At 44.4% G+C, this 16,170-nt stretch carries 14 protein-coding genes; 11 read left to right on the forward strand and 3 right to left on the reverse strand.

The features are described from left to right. Positions 1–46: 46 nt before the first annotated feature. Positions 47–1,249, reverse strand: a complete 1,203-nt coding sequence (locus NK638_RS08820; protein ID WP_274632717.1) for a pyridoxal phosphate-dependent aminotransferase — start codon at positions 1,247–1,249, stop codon at positions 47–49. A gap of 373 nt (positions 1,250–1,622) precedes the next feature. Here NK638_RS08820 and NK638_RS08825 point away from each other — a divergent pair, with 373 nt between their 5' ends. The 8 genes from NK638_RS08825 to NK638_RS08860 all read left to right on the forward strand — a co-directional run bounded on the left by NK638_RS08825 (position 1,623) and on the right by NK638_RS08860 (position 9,403). Further along, positions 1,623–2,363: an SDR family NAD(P)-dependent oxidoreductase gene (locus tag NK638_RS08825; protein ID WP_274632718.1), complete on the forward strand. Its 741-nt coding sequence runs from the start codon at positions 1,623–1,625 to the stop codon at positions 2,361–2,363. A 69-nt stretch (positions 2,364–2,432) separates the two neighbouring features. Further along, positions 2,433–4,178, forward strand: coding sequence for an NAD(P)/FAD-dependent oxidoreductase (locus NK638_RS08830; protein ID WP_274632719.1), 1,746 nt, complete (start codon positions 2,433–2,435; stop codon positions 4,176–4,178). Between the two features lie 11 nt (positions 4,179–4,189). After that, complete coding sequence (locus NK638_RS08835) at positions 4,190–5,197, forward strand: DUF1365 domain-containing protein (RefSeq protein ID WP_274632720.1); 1,008 nt, start codon at positions 4,190–4,192, stop codon at positions 5,195–5,197. Positions 5,198–5,380: 183 nt separating this feature from the next. Then, the gene (locus NK638_RS08840; RefSeq protein ID WP_274632721.1) at positions 5,381–6,829 is read left to right on the forward strand and encodes an SAM-dependent methyltransferase; all 1,449 of its coding nucleotides are present in this window, start codon (positions 5,381–5,383) and stop codon (positions 6,827–6,829) included. Between the two features lie 226 nt (positions 6,830–7,055). Next, complete coding sequence (locus tag NK638_RS08845) at positions 7,056–7,484, forward strand: DUF2177 family protein (protein ID WP_274632722.1); 429 nt, start codon at positions 7,056–7,058, stop codon at positions 7,482–7,484. Between the two features lie 167 nt (positions 7,485–7,651). Further along, positions 7,652–8,221, forward strand: a complete 570-nt coding sequence (locus NK638_RS08850) for an acyl-CoA thioesterase (RefSeq protein ID WP_274632723.1) — start codon at positions 7,652–7,654, stop codon at positions 8,219–8,221. Positions 8,222–8,354: 133 nt separating this feature from the next. Beyond that, positions 8,355–8,834, forward strand: coding sequence for a cation diffusion facilitator family transporter (locus tag NK638_RS08855; RefSeq protein ID WP_274632724.1), 480 nt, complete (start codon positions 8,355–8,357; stop codon positions 8,832–8,834). A gap of 11 nt (positions 8,835–8,845) precedes the next feature. Then, positions 8,846–9,403, forward strand: coding sequence for a hypothetical protein (locus tag NK638_RS08860; RefSeq protein WP_274632725.1), 558 nt, complete (start codon positions 8,846–8,848; stop codon positions 9,401–9,403). Between the two features lie 87 nt (positions 9,404–9,490). On the opposite strand, the gene dps is transcribed toward NK638_RS08860, so the two are convergent. Beyond that, the gene (gene dps, locus NK638_RS08865) at positions 9,491–9,973 is read right to left on the reverse strand and encodes a DNA starvation/stationary phase protection protein Dps (protein WP_274632726.1); all 483 of its coding nucleotides are present in this window, start codon (positions 9,971–9,973) and stop codon (positions 9,491–9,493) included. 459 nt (positions 9,974–10,432) lie between these two features. Here dps and uvrB point away from each other — a divergent pair, with 459 nt between their 5' ends. The 3 genes from uvrB to NK638_RS08880 all read left to right on the forward strand — a co-directional run bounded on the left by uvrB (position 10,433) and on the right by NK638_RS08880 (position 14,507). After that, entirely contained in the window at positions 10,433–12,544 is a 2,112-nt protein-coding gene (uvrB, locus tag NK638_RS08870) for an excinuclease ABC subunit UvrB (RefSeq protein ID WP_274632727.1), read from the forward strand. Between the two features lie 242 nt (positions 12,545–12,786). Then, positions 12,787–13,839, forward strand: coding sequence for a pyridoxal phosphate-dependent aminotransferase (locus NK638_RS08875; RefSeq protein ID WP_274632728.1), 1,053 nt, complete (start codon positions 12,787–12,789; stop codon positions 13,837–13,839). A gap of 293 nt (positions 13,840–14,132) precedes the next feature. Continuing rightward, complete coding sequence (locus tag NK638_RS08880; RefSeq protein WP_075101559.1) at positions 14,133–14,507, forward strand: hypothetical protein; 375 nt, start codon at positions 14,133–14,135, stop codon at positions 14,505–14,507. A 290-nt stretch (positions 14,508–14,797) separates the two neighbouring features. Here NK638_RS08880 and NK638_RS08885 read toward each other — a convergent pair. Then, the coding region (locus NK638_RS08885) for an alkaline phosphatase D family protein (RefSeq protein ID WP_274632729.1) at positions 14,798–16,170 on the reverse strand (1,373 nt) is incomplete at its 5' end.

Here is a 16,170-nt window from a genome sequence, read left to right on the forward strand (position 1 = left end):
ACAATCAAGCTATTCAGCTTAAAAGCCTTTTTGCTTAGTGAGTTGCTTATTCAGCAACGTCCAAGTCAGCCACGGCTTTTTCGATACGTGATAGCGCATCTTTTAGCGTCGCTTCGTCAGTGGCATAAGAGATGCGCATATAGCCGCCAAGACCAAAGGCATCACCAGGGACGACCGCTACGCCAACTTTATCCAGTAGCCATTCTGAAAACTCTGTACATGAAGACAGGCCAGCGGCTTTGATTAATGGCTTGATTTGAGGATAGACGTAAAATGCGCCATCAGGACGCAGGCACGTGATGCCTTTAATGGCATTTAGACCATCAACGACCAAATCACAACGCTTCTCAAAGGCTTCTACCATCGGTGCCAGTACGCTTTGGTCACCACTGATGGCGGCTTCGGCAGCCACTTGGCTGATAGAGGTTGGGCAAGAAGTAGACTGCGACTGTACTTTTTTCATCGCGCCGATGAGTTTGGCAGGGCCACCAGCGTAGCCGATGCGCCAGCCTGTCATGGCATAGGCTTTTGATACGCCGTTTAGGATGATGGCGCGCTCTTTTAGCTCAGGTACGGCGTTTAAGATATTGTAGAATTTATCACCCGTCCAGCGAATGTGCTCATACATATCATCTGAGGCCACATAGACGTGTGGGTGTTTTTTCAATACTTCTGCAATGGCTTTTAGCTCATCCAACGTATAGATCATACCTGTTGGGTTCGATGGGCTGTTTAGCACCAGCAGTTTGGTTTTGTCTGTGATGGCGGCTTCTAACTGCTCGGCGGTGATCTTGAAATCTTGCTCAGCAGGGCATTCGACGATGACAGGCTTACCGCCTGCGATGATGACCATATCAGGATAGCTGACCCAGTAAGGCGCTGGGATGATGACTTCGTCGCCTGGATTAATAAAGGCTTGGGCAAGGTTAAAGAAAGACTGCTTACCACCGACCGATACTAGGATCTCATTTGGCTCATAGCTGATGTCATTATCACGTTTGAACTTATCAATGATGGCTTTTTTGAGCTCTGGTGTACCATCGACAGCGGTGTACTTGGTAAAACCGTTATTGATTGCATCAATGGCTGCCTTTTTGATGTGCTCTGGGGTATCAAAATCTGGTTCGCCAGCACCTAGGCCGATGATGTCTTTACCAGCCGCTTTTAGCTCTTTGGCTTTATTGGTAATCGCTAGCGTTGGTGATGGTTTGATGCTATTGACGCGGTCAGACAGTTGCAACTCGCTCATAAAAAATCCTTAATAAGTCTGAATAGAAAATAGAGATAGGATAGAAACGCCGTTATTAAATGGTCGTTATTAGAAGTGTCACTATAAAAGTAGAATTATCGCTGTGCCCACGCGCCTCAATAAGCGCGAGTAGCGGTTTTATTGTAGCATGTAGACGGTAGGCTGTCCTACCACACTAGTAACAGAAAATTTATGGTTTTTGGCAAAGTCAGACTCTGAATAATCATATCTAAATTTTATTTTACGTTTGCGAAGTTACAACAATAACGATAACTCTTATTTGTATTATTTAGCTATTATAAACTTAAGTTTTGCTAAAACAACTATGGATTAATAGTGAGAATGCAATCATCATTAAAAAGGGACTAGTGTAATGGCAACAACGACTGAAAGACTGCATATCGTAATCACAGGTGCGACCTCAGGTATAGGTATGCAACTTGCAAAAGACTATTTAGCAAAGGATCAGCACGTCTATGCGGTAGGGCGCGATGATGAGGCTTTAGCGGAACTTAAAAGTTTAGGCGCGACACCCATAGATTTAGACTTGATGGATAGAGAAGCGGTCATCGCGGCTTTTGAAAAGCTAGATACTATTGATCTAGCAATTTGCTGCGCGGGGGCTTGCGAGTACTTAGATATGCCGAACTTTGATAGCGAAAGCTTTATGAAAGTGATGTCAATCAATATGGGCACACTCTCGCACGCTATCGAAGGCGTGCTACCTAAACTTATCGCCTCAAAAGGTCGCCTAGTCGGTTTAGGCTCGGCCTCTGCTTATGTGCCCTTTGCTCGCGCAGAAGCTTATGGCAGCTCTAAGGCGGCGATTCATTATCTTATGAAAACGTTGCAAATCAGTCTTGCACCATTTGATGTCGCGGTCAGCTTAGTTGTGCCAGGGTTTGTCGATACGCCGATGACTGAGCAAAACGATTTTCCGATGCCGTTTTTGCAGACTCCTCAGCAAGCCAGTCAAGCCATTCGTGATGGTATCGAAGCTGAGCACGAAGTCATTGAGTTTCCAAGAAAACTAACTTTGCCACTAAAAACTTTAGGCACTCTGCCTGATATGGCGTGGCAGCAAGTCAGTAAGCAGCTGTACAAAAAGTCATAAGTGAGTCGCTAGAGAGCTACGTACATCAAGACAGTCAAATATATTAAAAAAGTCTAAAGGATAATAGACATGCCGTTGTTTCGCCGTAACGCTGTAATCGCCGCACAGAGTAGTACTAGCGATGATAATCGCCAAAAGAATGGTAAAACTAAAAAACATATTGCCATTATCGGTTCAGGCGTCTCAGGACTCACGTGCGCGCACTATTTAGTAGAAGAGCACGACGTTACCGTCTTTGAAGCTAATGATTATATCGGTGGTCACGTCAATACTATCGATGTGGCATTACAAGACGGCAGAAAGTCAAAGTCTAGGTTTAGTAAAATTAGGTTTAGTAAAAAAAGTCAGGCAGAAAAAAGTGCGATTGATACCGGTTTTATTGTCTTTAATGAGCGCACTTATCCGAATTTTTTTCGTCTGTTGCATGAGCTGCAAGTGCCGTTTCAAGCGACAGATATGAGCTTTTCGGTCAAAAACGTTGCCCGCAACTTTGAGTATAACGGTCATACCATCAATACCTTGCTATCGCAGCGTAAAAATATCATCAGCCCGAAGTTTTGGCGCTTTGTGCAAGATATATTGCAATTTAACAAGCAGATGAAGCAGCTGCGTCAGGATTTCGAAGCGGCTCGCAGCAATGGCGAAGCGGTCACTCGCTACACTCAGCAAACCTTGAGCGAGTATTTAGCCAGTAAACGTTACGGAAAATTATTTACTGATAACTACCTGCTGCCTATGGTGTCAGCTATTTGGTCAACGAGCTTAGAAGACGTACAAGATTTCCCGTTAGTCTTCTTTGCGCAGTTCTTTGATAATCATGGTCTGCTAGACGTGGTCAATCGCCCGCAGTGGTTCACGATTAAAGGTGGCTCTAAGCAATATGTTAATAAGTTGGTGACGCGTTTTGTTAAAAAAGGCGGGCAAGTGCGAGTCAACTCTCCTGTACAGTCGGTCACTCGTAATAAGCACAACAAAGCTGACAGTACTGACGCTAAAGTGACTTTGAAGATGAGTAATGGCAAGAGTATAGAAAGTTTAGACTTTGATGAGGTGATTTTTGCGTGTCACGCCGATACTGCTTTAAAGATTTTGCAAGATGCGACTAGCGATGAGACTGAGGTCTTAAGTCATTTTCGCTTTACTTCTAACACAGCTGTGTTGCATACCGATACTAGCGTCCTGCCTAATAAGCCATTGGCTTGGGCGAGTTGGAACTACTTGCTTGATGCCGATGGCAAGACGGATAACACAGCCGAGCAAACTTCTGCGAAGCCAGTACTGACGTATCATATGAATATCTTACAAAGGCTGACGAAGCAGCACAATTATCTGGTCACGCTTAATCACAAGATTGACCCTGCACAAATTATCAAGTCGATTGATTATAGCCATCCGGTGTTTGACAAGCCGATGATAGAGGCGCAAAAGCAGTGGTCAACCATCTCTAGTAGTGGTTTGCACACGCACTTTTGCGGCGCTTATTGGTTCAACGGTTTTCATGAAGATGGCGTGCGCAGTGGCTTACGAGTTTGTCAGTCTTTAGGTAGTCAGATTGACATCAAAGACGAGGTTGACGCCAGTCATTTGCCAGATGGTGAGTCGGCGCATACGCCCTTTGTCTATAAAGACATACCAGTCAGAGCGGATAAATCTATGCACAAATTAGACAATCGCCAACTACTTAGTGCGGAGACCAATCAAGAATTGCTTGCTTATATCGCATCGATAGCAGCTAAGCCTAAAATTCTAACCGCTGCTAAAACAAAAAAGCACGGTCTGTTGGCTAGAGTCCTTCACAGCAGTAAACATAAATAAAAGAGCGCTTAATGCCTAAAAGAGACCACTCGTCTAATAGTCAATTTACCCATCAGCTGTTTCATGGCACAACGTGGCACAGTCGCCTATTACCGAGCGTGCATAAATTTACTTATCCGTACCGTTATTGGGGCGTCAATATTAGCGCTTTGGCAGCAGGTGATGGATTACCAGAAGTCGCAAGCATGCAGCTTCAAAATAACCACACTCATAGCGCAAAACTGTTCAATAAACTTCCCTTTGGTGCAGCAATTAGCAAAGGCTTGCCGATATTTTCAGCGAAACATAAAGCGTTACAGCAGTTTTATGCCGATGACTACTTGCAAGGTTTGCCATTAGATCAGGCGAATCAAGAAATAGCTGATATTACTAGTGCTGATGATAATGTTAAAAGTATAGAGGGATTGTTGCAGCGTTTAAATGCTGTCTTCAAAGACAAAACGGGCAGTACGCCGACAGGCGAGATTATTGGCTTGATAGTGTGCCGTAATGTTGGTGTTTATTTTAGCCCAGTGAACTTTTATATCGGTTTTGATAGTGAGCAAACGCCTACCCATTTACTAGCAGAAGTGTCTAATACACCGTGGGATAAGCGTCACTATTATAGTTTTTTATTAAAAGGCGAGGAGACGGAGCTTTGTCATGATAAAGATTTTCATGTCTCGCCTTTTAATCCTATCGATCAGCTCTATCGCTGGCTGGTCAGCGTCAAACCCCAACAGTCCAAAAACAGTAAAGCTGATGATAAGACTAACCAAAACGATGTCTTTGATATTAGGATAGCAATCAATATCAGTGACAAGCGCGGTGAAGTACTCAAAACGGGCATAAAAATGAGTGGAGAGCCGATGACCCAAGAGAGCATCCGCCAAAGCTTAAAACAAAACCCATTGATGAATTTTACCTCGCTTAGCCGTATCTATTGGCATGCTTTTAAACTCTATGCGCTCAAAAAAGTGCCTTATATCAACTACGGTGAGAAGCTAGCAGATAGCAAGCAGAAAGTAAGCCATGAGTAAACCACTATCAAGTAATGACAAAATCAAGTAATCATAAAGCTAGCTAAAACCGAGTGATTTTTAAGGTTTAGTCAATGTGTTCTTACTACCAAAATCCGTTGAACGACAGTATTAAAGAGTAAAAAAGTAACAAGTGTTTATCAGTAAGCGACTATCTCAAATGGACAAGAGGATACCACCGCGATGTCACCCCGACCAACCGATCGTCAGCCAAGCAGTAGATTAGAAAAAATCAACGCCCGTTTTAATCAGACTTTAAATGATAGCGCTCTTTTGCGACCTGTGAGTAACGGCGTTAATGCTTTAGCTAGAAAGGCGATATTTCAAGCGTTAAAACGAGTACAGTTTGGCGGTATCACAGTAATAGAGGATTATGCTCAGCAGACGCAAGCATATAGCTTTGGTAGTCAGGCTATCAATAGCAAAAGTAGCTCTGCTATTGGTCGTCATTTTCTACACGTCACCCTCACGATTCATGATATCAGTGTCTATCGTCAGCTGCTTTTTGGCGGCTCTATAGCGCTTGCCGATAGCTACATTAATGGCGAGTGGGATACCGATGATTTGACAGGCTTAATACGCTTGGCGGCGCGTAATCTAGCAGTGCTCAATAAGCTTGAGAACCGCTTTGCCGGTATAAGCAAAGCCTTTGAGAGGGCCAATCATCAGCTGCGTAGTAACGACCAGTCAGGCTCTAAATCTAATATCTTAGCTCACTATGATTTGGGCAATGATATGTATCAGCGTTTTTTAGATGAGACCATGATGTACTCCTCGGCCGTCTACAAAAACCCAGAGGCCACCCTTAGCGAGGCTCAGCAGCATAAGCTTGCGCTTATCTGTCAGCGTCTGCAGCTCACTGCCGATGATCAGGTAATAGAGATTGGCACAGGTTGGGGCGGTTTTGCCATTTATGCTGCGAGTCATTACGGCTGTCATGTAACGACCACAACCATATCCGATGCGCAGTTCGATGAAGCACAGGCGCGCATTGACGCGGCAGGGCTGTCTGACAAGATAACTTTACTCAAAGAGGATTATCGCAATCTGACAGGACAGTATGACAAGCTAGTCAGCATTGAGATGATAGAGGCAGTCGGTTATGAGTATTTGCCCACCTTTTTTGCTAAGTGCAATGATTTGCTTAAGCCTACGGGGCTTATGGTATTACAAGCCATCACCTTTAACGATCAAAACTATCAAGACTATGTTGATTCAGTGGATTTTATTCAGACTCATATCTTCCCAGGCGGCTGTTTGCTCTCTAATCAAGAGCTTAATAACCAGTTCACTCAGCAGACGGATATGGTTATCAAGCAACTGCATGACTATGGCTTTGACTACGCGCATACTTTGCGCGATTGGCGTATTGCCTTTATGTCGCAGCGTGAGGAGATCAAAGCACTTGGCTATGACGAAGCTTTTATCCGTCTATGGGAGTTTTATTTTTGTTACTGCGAAGGCGGCTTTTTGGAGCGCACTATTGGCGTCGTCCAACTAACTGCGGTTAAGCCTGACAATATTGATATTTTGCATTTCTCTGATTCGCCTGTAACTGATGTGATAAACAAGCCCATGGGCAGTACTATTAATCAGCGTAGCGCTTCTAGCACTGCGGCTGCATTTGCTTAAGGATAAGAGGTCTAAAATTAAACTAGTGATCATGGTAAGGGATGTATAAATGAAAGACACTTTACAATTAAGTTACCTAAAGCCATAACGATTACTAAACCTAAAGACGTTATATTGAAGTACAGTTAGAGCATGGTAGTAAGTCTAATAGATTACGTAAATAAAATAGGCTAGACATAGCGGCAGTGAAAATCTATGTGTAGTATGATAAAAGGATATTATTATTATGGGCTATACGTTTGTTTATCTCGTTGCTGTTGCTATGTTTTTGGGCGTGGATTTTGTCTGGCTGTCAACGATGAAAGGGCTGTTTTATGAGGAGCGTATCGGTCATCTTTTAGCGAATGAGCCGAATATGATGGCGGCGGCTGTTGTTTTTTATATGTTCTATATCCTAGCTTTATGCATTATTGTTCTTTATCCGCAAATAAAAGCAGAAGCTTCTATCGGGCATATTTTCTTATTGGGTGGCTTACTTGGCTTAATGGCATACGGTACTTATGACTTTACCAATTTGGCCCTATTTAAAGGCTACACGTTAGATACTGCTTTGGTAGATTTTACTTGGGGCGGTTTTTTAACTGGTTCAGTCAGTGCGGGCACAGCTTGGTTAGCATATCGTTTTCGCTGGCTAAATAAAGCGGCTACAGCTTAATTTTTTGAGCAATTAATAACGGCGGTTTAACTTAGGTTAAGCCGTTTTTTTTGGTTTTATCGATTTGCACTAAATAATCGCCTACTGTATAAATGACAAATAAACTTTGCACGACAAACCACAATGACACTTTCACAATGACTTCCGCACAGTAACTAAGGATCACTATGGCTCAGTTCAACACCAGCTCCACCGCCAAAAAAGCCCCTTTAAACCACGAACTTTATATGTCGATACTGATGACCCCAGACATGGCCAACTTCATCGGTAATGTCCACGGTGGTGACTTGCTCAAAATGCTCGATCAGGTCGCTTATGCCTGTGCCAGTCGCTACAGTGGTAGCTACGTTGTCACGCTATCGGTCGATCAGGTGATGTTCCGTGAGCCTATCTATGTCGGCGAGCTCGTCACTTTTGCCGCTAGTGTTAATTACGTCGGTACCACCTCAATGGAGGTCGGTATCAGAGTCGAAGCTGAAGATGTACGCGCGCGGACGATCCGCCATACCAATAGCTGCTACTTTACCATGGTCGCGATCGACGATAACGGCAAGCCTACGCCTGTGCCGCCGCTAGAGATCAAAAACGAGAGCCAACAATGCCGCGCTGATGCAGCATTAGAGCGAAAAGAGATGCGTATGCAAAGCGCACATCGTCCTAGTTGCGATATCAATAAAGAGGTCGGAGAGTTGACCCGCACAGCTGAAAATACGCAGACCAACCCAGAATCTAAGTAACATTGTCAAAAGTTACCAACAGTTAACGGATGAGCTACTGTAAAAGAATAACGGTTAATTTATTTTAGTCTCTATAATATAGATAATAATTTTTTCAGCCTTTAAGCTTTTAACCCATATTATAGAGTTTTTTATGAGTCTAAAACCCTCCGTCGCCAACCCGCAATTACACTTAGGTGGTCCAGAACTGACGCGTCATAAACCAAACGCGCAAAAGCCTGAACCAGATCCTGATAATAAAGATAAAAAGTCCAGCTCGGTGATTACGGTTTTGATTGCTATTGGCGCTAACTTTTTGATCGCTATCGCTAAGTCCGTTGCCGCTTTTATCACCGGCTCGGCGTCTATGGTAGCGGAGGCGGCGCACTCATGGGCGGATACGGGCAATGGTGTTTTTTTATTAGTCGCTGAGAAAAAAGCCGTCAAACCTGCGGATAAAAGTCATCCGTTAGGCTATGGTAAAGAAGCTTATGTGTGGTCGATGATAGCGGCTTTTGGCGTGTTTATAGCAGGCTCCATTGTCTCTATTTATACAGGTATTACCGAATGGAATGCGCCAGAAGCTGAGACCAATTATACGATCGCCTTTTTGTACTTGAGGGCTTCTCGTTAGTGCAAGCTTATTTGCAAAGTAAAAAGCAAGGTCAGGCTATCGAGGTTAGCGCTATTGGTTATGTGGTTGAGACTTCTAACCCCACTTTGCGCGGGGTGTTTTTTGAGGACTTAGCGGCGGTTACTGGTCTAGTTATCGCGGCAGCGGCAATGGGCATGCACGTCTATACTGGGCAGGCTTTTTGGGATGCGTTAGGTTCCATTATTGTCGGTATATTATTAGGGGCAGTGGCGATATTTTTGATCAGTCGTAATCGCGACTTTTTGGTGGGATATAAAGTTTCAGATAGTATGCATGATTATGTATTAAGCGAGCTTTTGAGACATGAAGGAGTCGATAGCGTCTCTTACTTACATTTAGAATGGGTGGGACCAAAAAAGATATTTATGGTAGCGGCTGTAGATGTCAGAGGTAATCAAAGAGAAGAGAGTATAGCGCAGATCTTTGAGAGCATCGAGAGCCAGTTTCGTGCCAATAAGATATTTCAAGAGGCCATCCTGACGCTATCTGCGCCTAATGCCAAAACCATCGCGCCACATAAAAGCTCTCCAGATCCAGTGCAAAGCTAAATAACCCTAGTATCAAACCAAAAAAAATCGCCATCTAGGCGATTTTTTTTGTATTTTATGACTCAACAAATAAGAGTGATAAAAATATTACTTCTTAGGTGCATTAGCACCGATGAACCAAGCATCTTTATCGATAGTACGGCTGATTTCGGTTAATAAGTCCGCAGTATCTTCATCGCCTGCATCACCAGCTGTATCGATACCTTCACGTAGTGAAGCTGCAATAATTTTATAACGGTTGGTCAGCTCACGAACATGCTGCTCAACCTCAGTAATATCAGTTGGGTAAGTTTCTAAAATAGAATCTTCAACGACACGCTTAGAGATGCCATTTGCTTTGCCGCCCAAGATGACAATACGTTCAGCGACAGTATCAAAAGCTTCTGTCAGACGATCATAAGTTTCATCCAATAACTGATGCACGCCGATGAATCCAGTACCTTGTAAGTTCCAATGGCACTGCTTGCTATCCATACTCAAATCAATCAAGTTGGCTAGATTAGAGTTTAACAGCTCAACCATTTTCTTAGCAGTATCATCATTTATACCACTTGCATAACGTTCTCTCATAGATTACTCCATTTTTGATTATATTTAATTGTTATCTAATGACCGACTAAATTTTTAGACGCTTAGTTTAAAGCTCTTAGTCAGCGTTTTCTTATCAACTTTCGATATCAATAATAACAGCTTATTAGAGGTATGGAACCCATGAGCGTTAGGCTTTATTAGGTGGTCATGTAATGGCTTTGTTAAGCATGAAAATCTTTGTAAATATAATAGCTAAAACAAGCTTAATTATAATCTTTGATTACCTAAGCGGGGCAGCAGCCTTTGATTTAACAAAGTATCTTAATGAGCTTCTTATCAATACTCACTCATAATTGATAGCTGAATATCAGCTTTGATAGTCAGTGATTATGGTCTGTAATTAACACCAAATTACTAGCATCAAGGCCAGCAAATAACCTTTAAAAACAGGCATAAAGCCCCCACATAATTGTAAACTTAAAAAAGAAGAAAGCTAATATGCGTATGCCCGAACCGCGCTCGTCGCGCCAGTTAAATCAATTAGCCACTCAGCTACAAGGCGAAGCTGAGATCAGTGGTGTCAATGCGTCAGGGACGCAAATATCGAGCCGCGCCTTTGAGATGGTCACAGACTTTGAGCCTGCAGGCGATCAACCGCAAGCGATTGAGAAATTGGTCAATGGTGTCAATAAAGGAATGGACGAGCAGCTGCTGCTTGGCGTGACGGGTTCGGGTAAAACCTATACGATGGCTAAGGTGATTAGCGAGTGCCAGCGCCCAACGATTATCATGGCGCATAATAAAACTTTGGCGGCGCAGTTATATGGCGAGTTTAAAGCCTTTTTTCCGAATAACGCTGTTGAGTATTTTGTCAGCTATTATGACTATTATCAGCCCGAAGCTTATGTCGCAGCTAGCGACACCTTTATCGAAAAAGACAGCGCTATTAATGATCATATTGATCAGATGCGTCTGTCGGCAACGCGGGCCCTGCTTGAGCGCCGGGATGCTATTATCGTTGCATCCGTCTCTTGTATTTACGGTCTGGGCGATCCGGAGAGTTATCTGAAAATGCTACTGCACGTCGTCGTCGGTGACAAGATCGATCGTACCGCGACCATCAAACGTCTGGTTGAGATGCAGTATACCCGCAACGAGCTGGACTTCGGCCGTGGTACGTATCGCTTGCGCGGGGAGCTTTTGGATATCTACCCTGCAGAGTCTGAGCAGTTGGCGATTCGTATTCACCTGTTTGATGACGAAGTCGAAAAGATCACTTGGTTCGATCCTTTGACAGGCAAAACCGTGCGTAGTGTGCCACGGATTACCATTTATCCCAAGTCGCATTATGTGACACCGCGTAATCGCCTTGAGGCCGCCATCGAGACTATTCGTGCTGAGCTTGAGCCGCGTCTTGAGTACTTTCGTGATAATAATAAACTGATTGAAGCGCAGCGCCTCAAAGAGCGCACGCAGTATGATCTAGAGATGATTCAGCAGCTCGGCTACTGTAATGGTATTGAGAACTACTCGCAGCATCTCTCTGGTCGTCCTTGGGGTGAGGCGCCGCCAACGTTGTTTGATTATATTCCAGAAGATGCGCTGCTGTTTATCGACGAGTCGCATGTGACGGTCTCGCAGGTCGGCGCGATGTATAAAGGCGATAGGTCACGTAAAGAGAACTTGGTGAATTACGGCTTTCGTCTGCCAAGCGCGATGAATAACCGGCCGATGAAGTTTGAAGAGTGGGAGCGCATCAAGCCCAAGACCATTTATGTTAGTGCGACCCCTGCGCAATACGAGCTTGAGCACAGCGAGCAAGTCGTCGAACAAGTGGTGCGACCAACAGGCTTGATTGATCCTGAGATTGAGATACGCCCCGTATTGACCCAGGTCGATGATGTGCTCTCAGAGATTACCAAACGCCGCGAGCTGGATGAGCGCGTATTGATTACCACTTTGACCAAACGCATGGCGGAGGATCTCACCAGCTATCTCAAAGAATACGATATCAAGGTGGCCTATTTGCACTCCGACATCGATACCGTTGAGCGTATGCAAATCATTCATGAGCTGCGTACGGGTGTGCACGATGTGCTGGTCGGTATTAACCTCTTGCGTGAAGGACTGGATATGCCTGAGGTGTCATTGGTGGCGATATTTGATGCCGATAAAGAAGGCTTTTTGCGTTCTGAGAGGTCTTTAATTCAGACCATCGGCCGCGCCGCGCGCCACCTAAACGGTAAAGCGATTCTTTACGCCGATAGTATGACGCCAAGTATGGAGAAGGCGATAGAGGAGACCGAGCGCCGCCGCGAAAAGCAAATTGCCTTTAATGTGGAGCATAACATCACGCCAAGAGGTGCGCGCCGTAGTGTCACTGATAAAATTGATACGGGTGAAGAGCTGGATGCCAACGACAATCAAGCGATTCCAGTTAAGAGCAATCTGCCGGATGTCGATATTAGTATACTCAGAAGCCCTGATCTGCTGGCTAAAGAGATTAACCGTCTTGAGAAGCTAATGAAGCAGTTCTCGCGTGATCTCAAGTTTGAAGATGCTGCTAAGACGCGCGATAAAGTACTAGAGCTCAAGGCGCATTTGATCTAATAAATTACTTGTATTGTCATTAACCTCTCTTTGTATTTAACTGTTAAAAGGTGAGCTGCATATTTGTAGCTCACCTTTTTTATAATCTGCTAAATGTTTGAAAAAATAGGGATTTTGCCGAATATAATTAATAACTTATATTTTGGTTTTGGAAAACTTGTAATCATAATAAATGCCACTTAATATGAGAAAGGATTAAATGTGATCTTATTTTCCACTGACAGTTAGGCGTATCGTTCATCATGAAAAATAATAAAATGATAGAGTTAAATGCGAACGAAAACTCGCTAGGCATGTCGGATTCTGCCAAAAAAGCCGTTACAGAGTCTTTAAGTGAAGGCTTTCGTTATCCAGATAATGTACGTGCTGCACTCATCAGCAAAGTTGCCAGTATTCACGGCGTGGCAGAAAACCAAATCTCATTGGGCAATGGCTCGACTGAAAATATGCGAGCTACCATTCAGATGCTGCAACATAAAGCATTTATGGAGGGCCGAGAGTTTCAGATGGTAATCCCTGTACCAACGTTTGATTGTGCAGAAATGTATGCAAACTTCATTGGGGCATCCGTAGTCAAGATACCATTAACTGCCGAAAACTATGATTTAGATCTTCAAAGACTACAAAAAGCGGCCGACGAGTTTAACGGTATTAGCTTGTTATATGTTTGTAATCCTAATAATCCAACCGGAACCATTACATCAACGAACCAGCTTAAAACATGGATAGGTAACGCACCAGACAACCACTATTTTTTATTAGATCAAGCCTACTTAGAATACGTGAATGACCCAAGCTTTGAGAGTGGGGTTGAGTGGGTAAAACAAGGGTTATCAGACAACCTTATTGTGATTCATACTTTCTCAAAGTTATGTGCCTTGGCTGGTATGCGAGTGGGCTATGCGATTTCTAACCCGCAAGCTATTGAAGCTGTCGAAGCATTTATGTCTATGGATAACACCAACTTATCAGGTGCGGTCGCCGCCATTGCGACATTAAATGATGCAGAGTTTTTAGAGTTAAGTTTGCGCACGACCAATCAGTCGCGCCAGATGGTTGAAACCGTGTTAGACGAGCTTGAACTTCGCTACTTACCATCCCAGACCAATTTTATTTTTCATGAAATCAAAGGTGATTTAAAAACCTACATCGCTAGAATGCGAGACAGTGGCATCAAGGTCGGTCGCGATTTTCCACCTGTCACGGGGTTCAACCGCGTAACGCTGGGCACGCCTGATGAGATGGCAGTATTTATCAAAGTGCTAAAGTCGTTTCGCAAAAAAGGCTGGGTGTGATAAGCCTCTAAACAAGCCATTCACTTTTACCAACATCAAACGCAGTTTTACATATCCCGCCTTAAAAAACAGCCGTGTCTCTTATAGGATAAAGAAATCAAGCACGCTCTAGCCACCCGATGAATCAAAACCAGTATTGAGCGCTCGTCATAAAGATAAGTATAACGGCAGGGGCAGGCGTGCGATTGTATGGTTGAATTCCTATAAAGTTGATGCCAATAGTATTGGCAATATCAACATTTTTAAATAAGGACACGCACCAGTAAAAGCTATTAAGAATAAAGGATGGATGTATGTTTGATATCAAGTCGTTTTTTAAGCGAGAAGTAGAAAAAAAGCTTATTGATGTGGATGATTATATTTTTATGCCCGAGCGCGTCGAGATGATGCTCGAAGGCGGTCAGTTAAATTGCGTGCTAAACAGTGATGGCCGCGTCGATATTTTTTATAGTAAGCAGGGCGTGACAGAGGTCAGCTCAGCGGCGCGCAAGCATCCCTTTACCGCATTTGAGACCGAGTTACATCACGGTGTTTATGATGATGTGATTCATGATTTGATCAAAGAAGTCGATAAAATCATCGATAGCTCATCCAAGTATTTTCGCCGCAGTAAAATATTGCCAACGACGGCGGCTTTGCCTAGCAGCTCTGCGGCGACTGATAAGTAGTCATCAGTGAACAGCGAATGCAGCAGATAAAGCGAATGCAGCAGATGAGTTGAAAGTCGCTATAAGTATAGAATTGTTAGATATGCTGAAAAACCACAAACAGCAAAAGGGTGCGCCAGCTAACGCACCCTTTTTCTGTTTATATCAAGGCGGCACTGGTATAAATTTCTTTGGCGTGCTGTGTCTACACCGCTCGATGTTGCATAAAACTCATCCCAGTCTCGCTGTTTCGTTTTTATACTGAAATACTGAACTCACTGTCGTTCAATAGTTCAGTGGGCGCTAAAGATTTATGCCTCGCTCATCGCTGCAGGGTTTGTTGTCGTCTTTTTGACGGATACGGCCTTGTCCGCCGCGGCTAGGGCAGCCACATTGCTGATAGGGCGAGATTGGGCTGCATCAACTAAATGATGGGCGCGTGATTGTGTGACCAATCCTTTGGCAAACTGGGTGCTACTATCACGGACGGTGAGCGTATCGGTATAGTGCCATTCACATTGAAACGCCTGCTCGGTGATGTCTAGTAGCATATAGCCGTGGTCGATTTGGTTGTTAAACTTTTGGTGCGGGTTGACGTCGGGGCCTGTATTTGGCTCAGTAAAGGCAAGTGAGGTGAGGGCGGGGCAAACAAACTCAACCGCCAGCGCACCTGCACCAGTTGCTGGATTATAGCTGTCGCTATCAAAAGGGTTTTTGGCGACATCAAAGGCAAAAGAGGCGTGATAGTCCCCCGTCAACACGACGGTGTTTTTGATGTCGTTATTGTCAATATAGTCTAATAGGCGATCGCGCGCACTGGCATAGCCGTTCCAGATGTCGCCTGAGCTGCTGGCAAAAGCGCCTTTAAAAGGAGACAAAATCACTTGCTGACCCAATATCTGCCATGTGGCACCGCGGCGTTTGCTCTCAGACATATTCAGATAGAGCCAGTTTTCTTGCTCAAGCCCCAATAGCTGGCGTTCTGGCTCCTGACTGGCTGCCGCATCGAGCTTTTCGCGGCCAAAGATGCGCGTGTCGAGCATGTTTAAATCAAACAATTTACCAAACTCAAAACGCCGATAAATACGTAGCTGGCTGTCAAGCGCATTGCTCTTATCGTCCCGAATGGGCATCCACTCATGATACGCACGGACAGCCGCCATTTTGCGCTCTAAATAGCTGCCTTTGCTGTCGTTATGAAAGCGTGCGCCCCCTTTCCATGAGTTATCAGCGATTTCATGATCGTCCCAAACTGCGATAAAAGGATGCTGGCGATGGCATTCTTGTAGGTCGATATCCGTGCGATAACACGCGTAGCGTTGGCGATAGTCGTCTAGGCTGATGATCTCGTTTTTGGGAAACAATGGGCGCTCTTCTATCAGTGACTGATCGCGATAAAACCCTTCCTCGTATTCATAGATATAATCTCCCAAATGCACCACGGCAGAGATATCGGCTTGTTTGGCGATATGGGCATAGCCATTAAAGTACCCAAAACCATAGTTGGAGCAGGACACCACTGCCAAGCGCACACGCTCTATCTCGCTCGCTGCCATATCAGACGGCGGAATGGTACGGGTACGGCCAGTAGGCGAAAGATAGCCCAAGGCTTCAAAGGCATAATAATATGTGGTATCAGGCTGAAGGGAGGTGGGATCGACTTTGATGGTAAAGTCAGAGGCGG

The organism is Psychrobacter sp. A3 (assembly GCF_028823565.1).
GTDB classification, from domain to species: Bacteria; Pseudomonadota; Gammaproteobacteria; order Pseudomonadales; family Moraxellaceae; genus Psychrobacter; species Psychrobacter celer.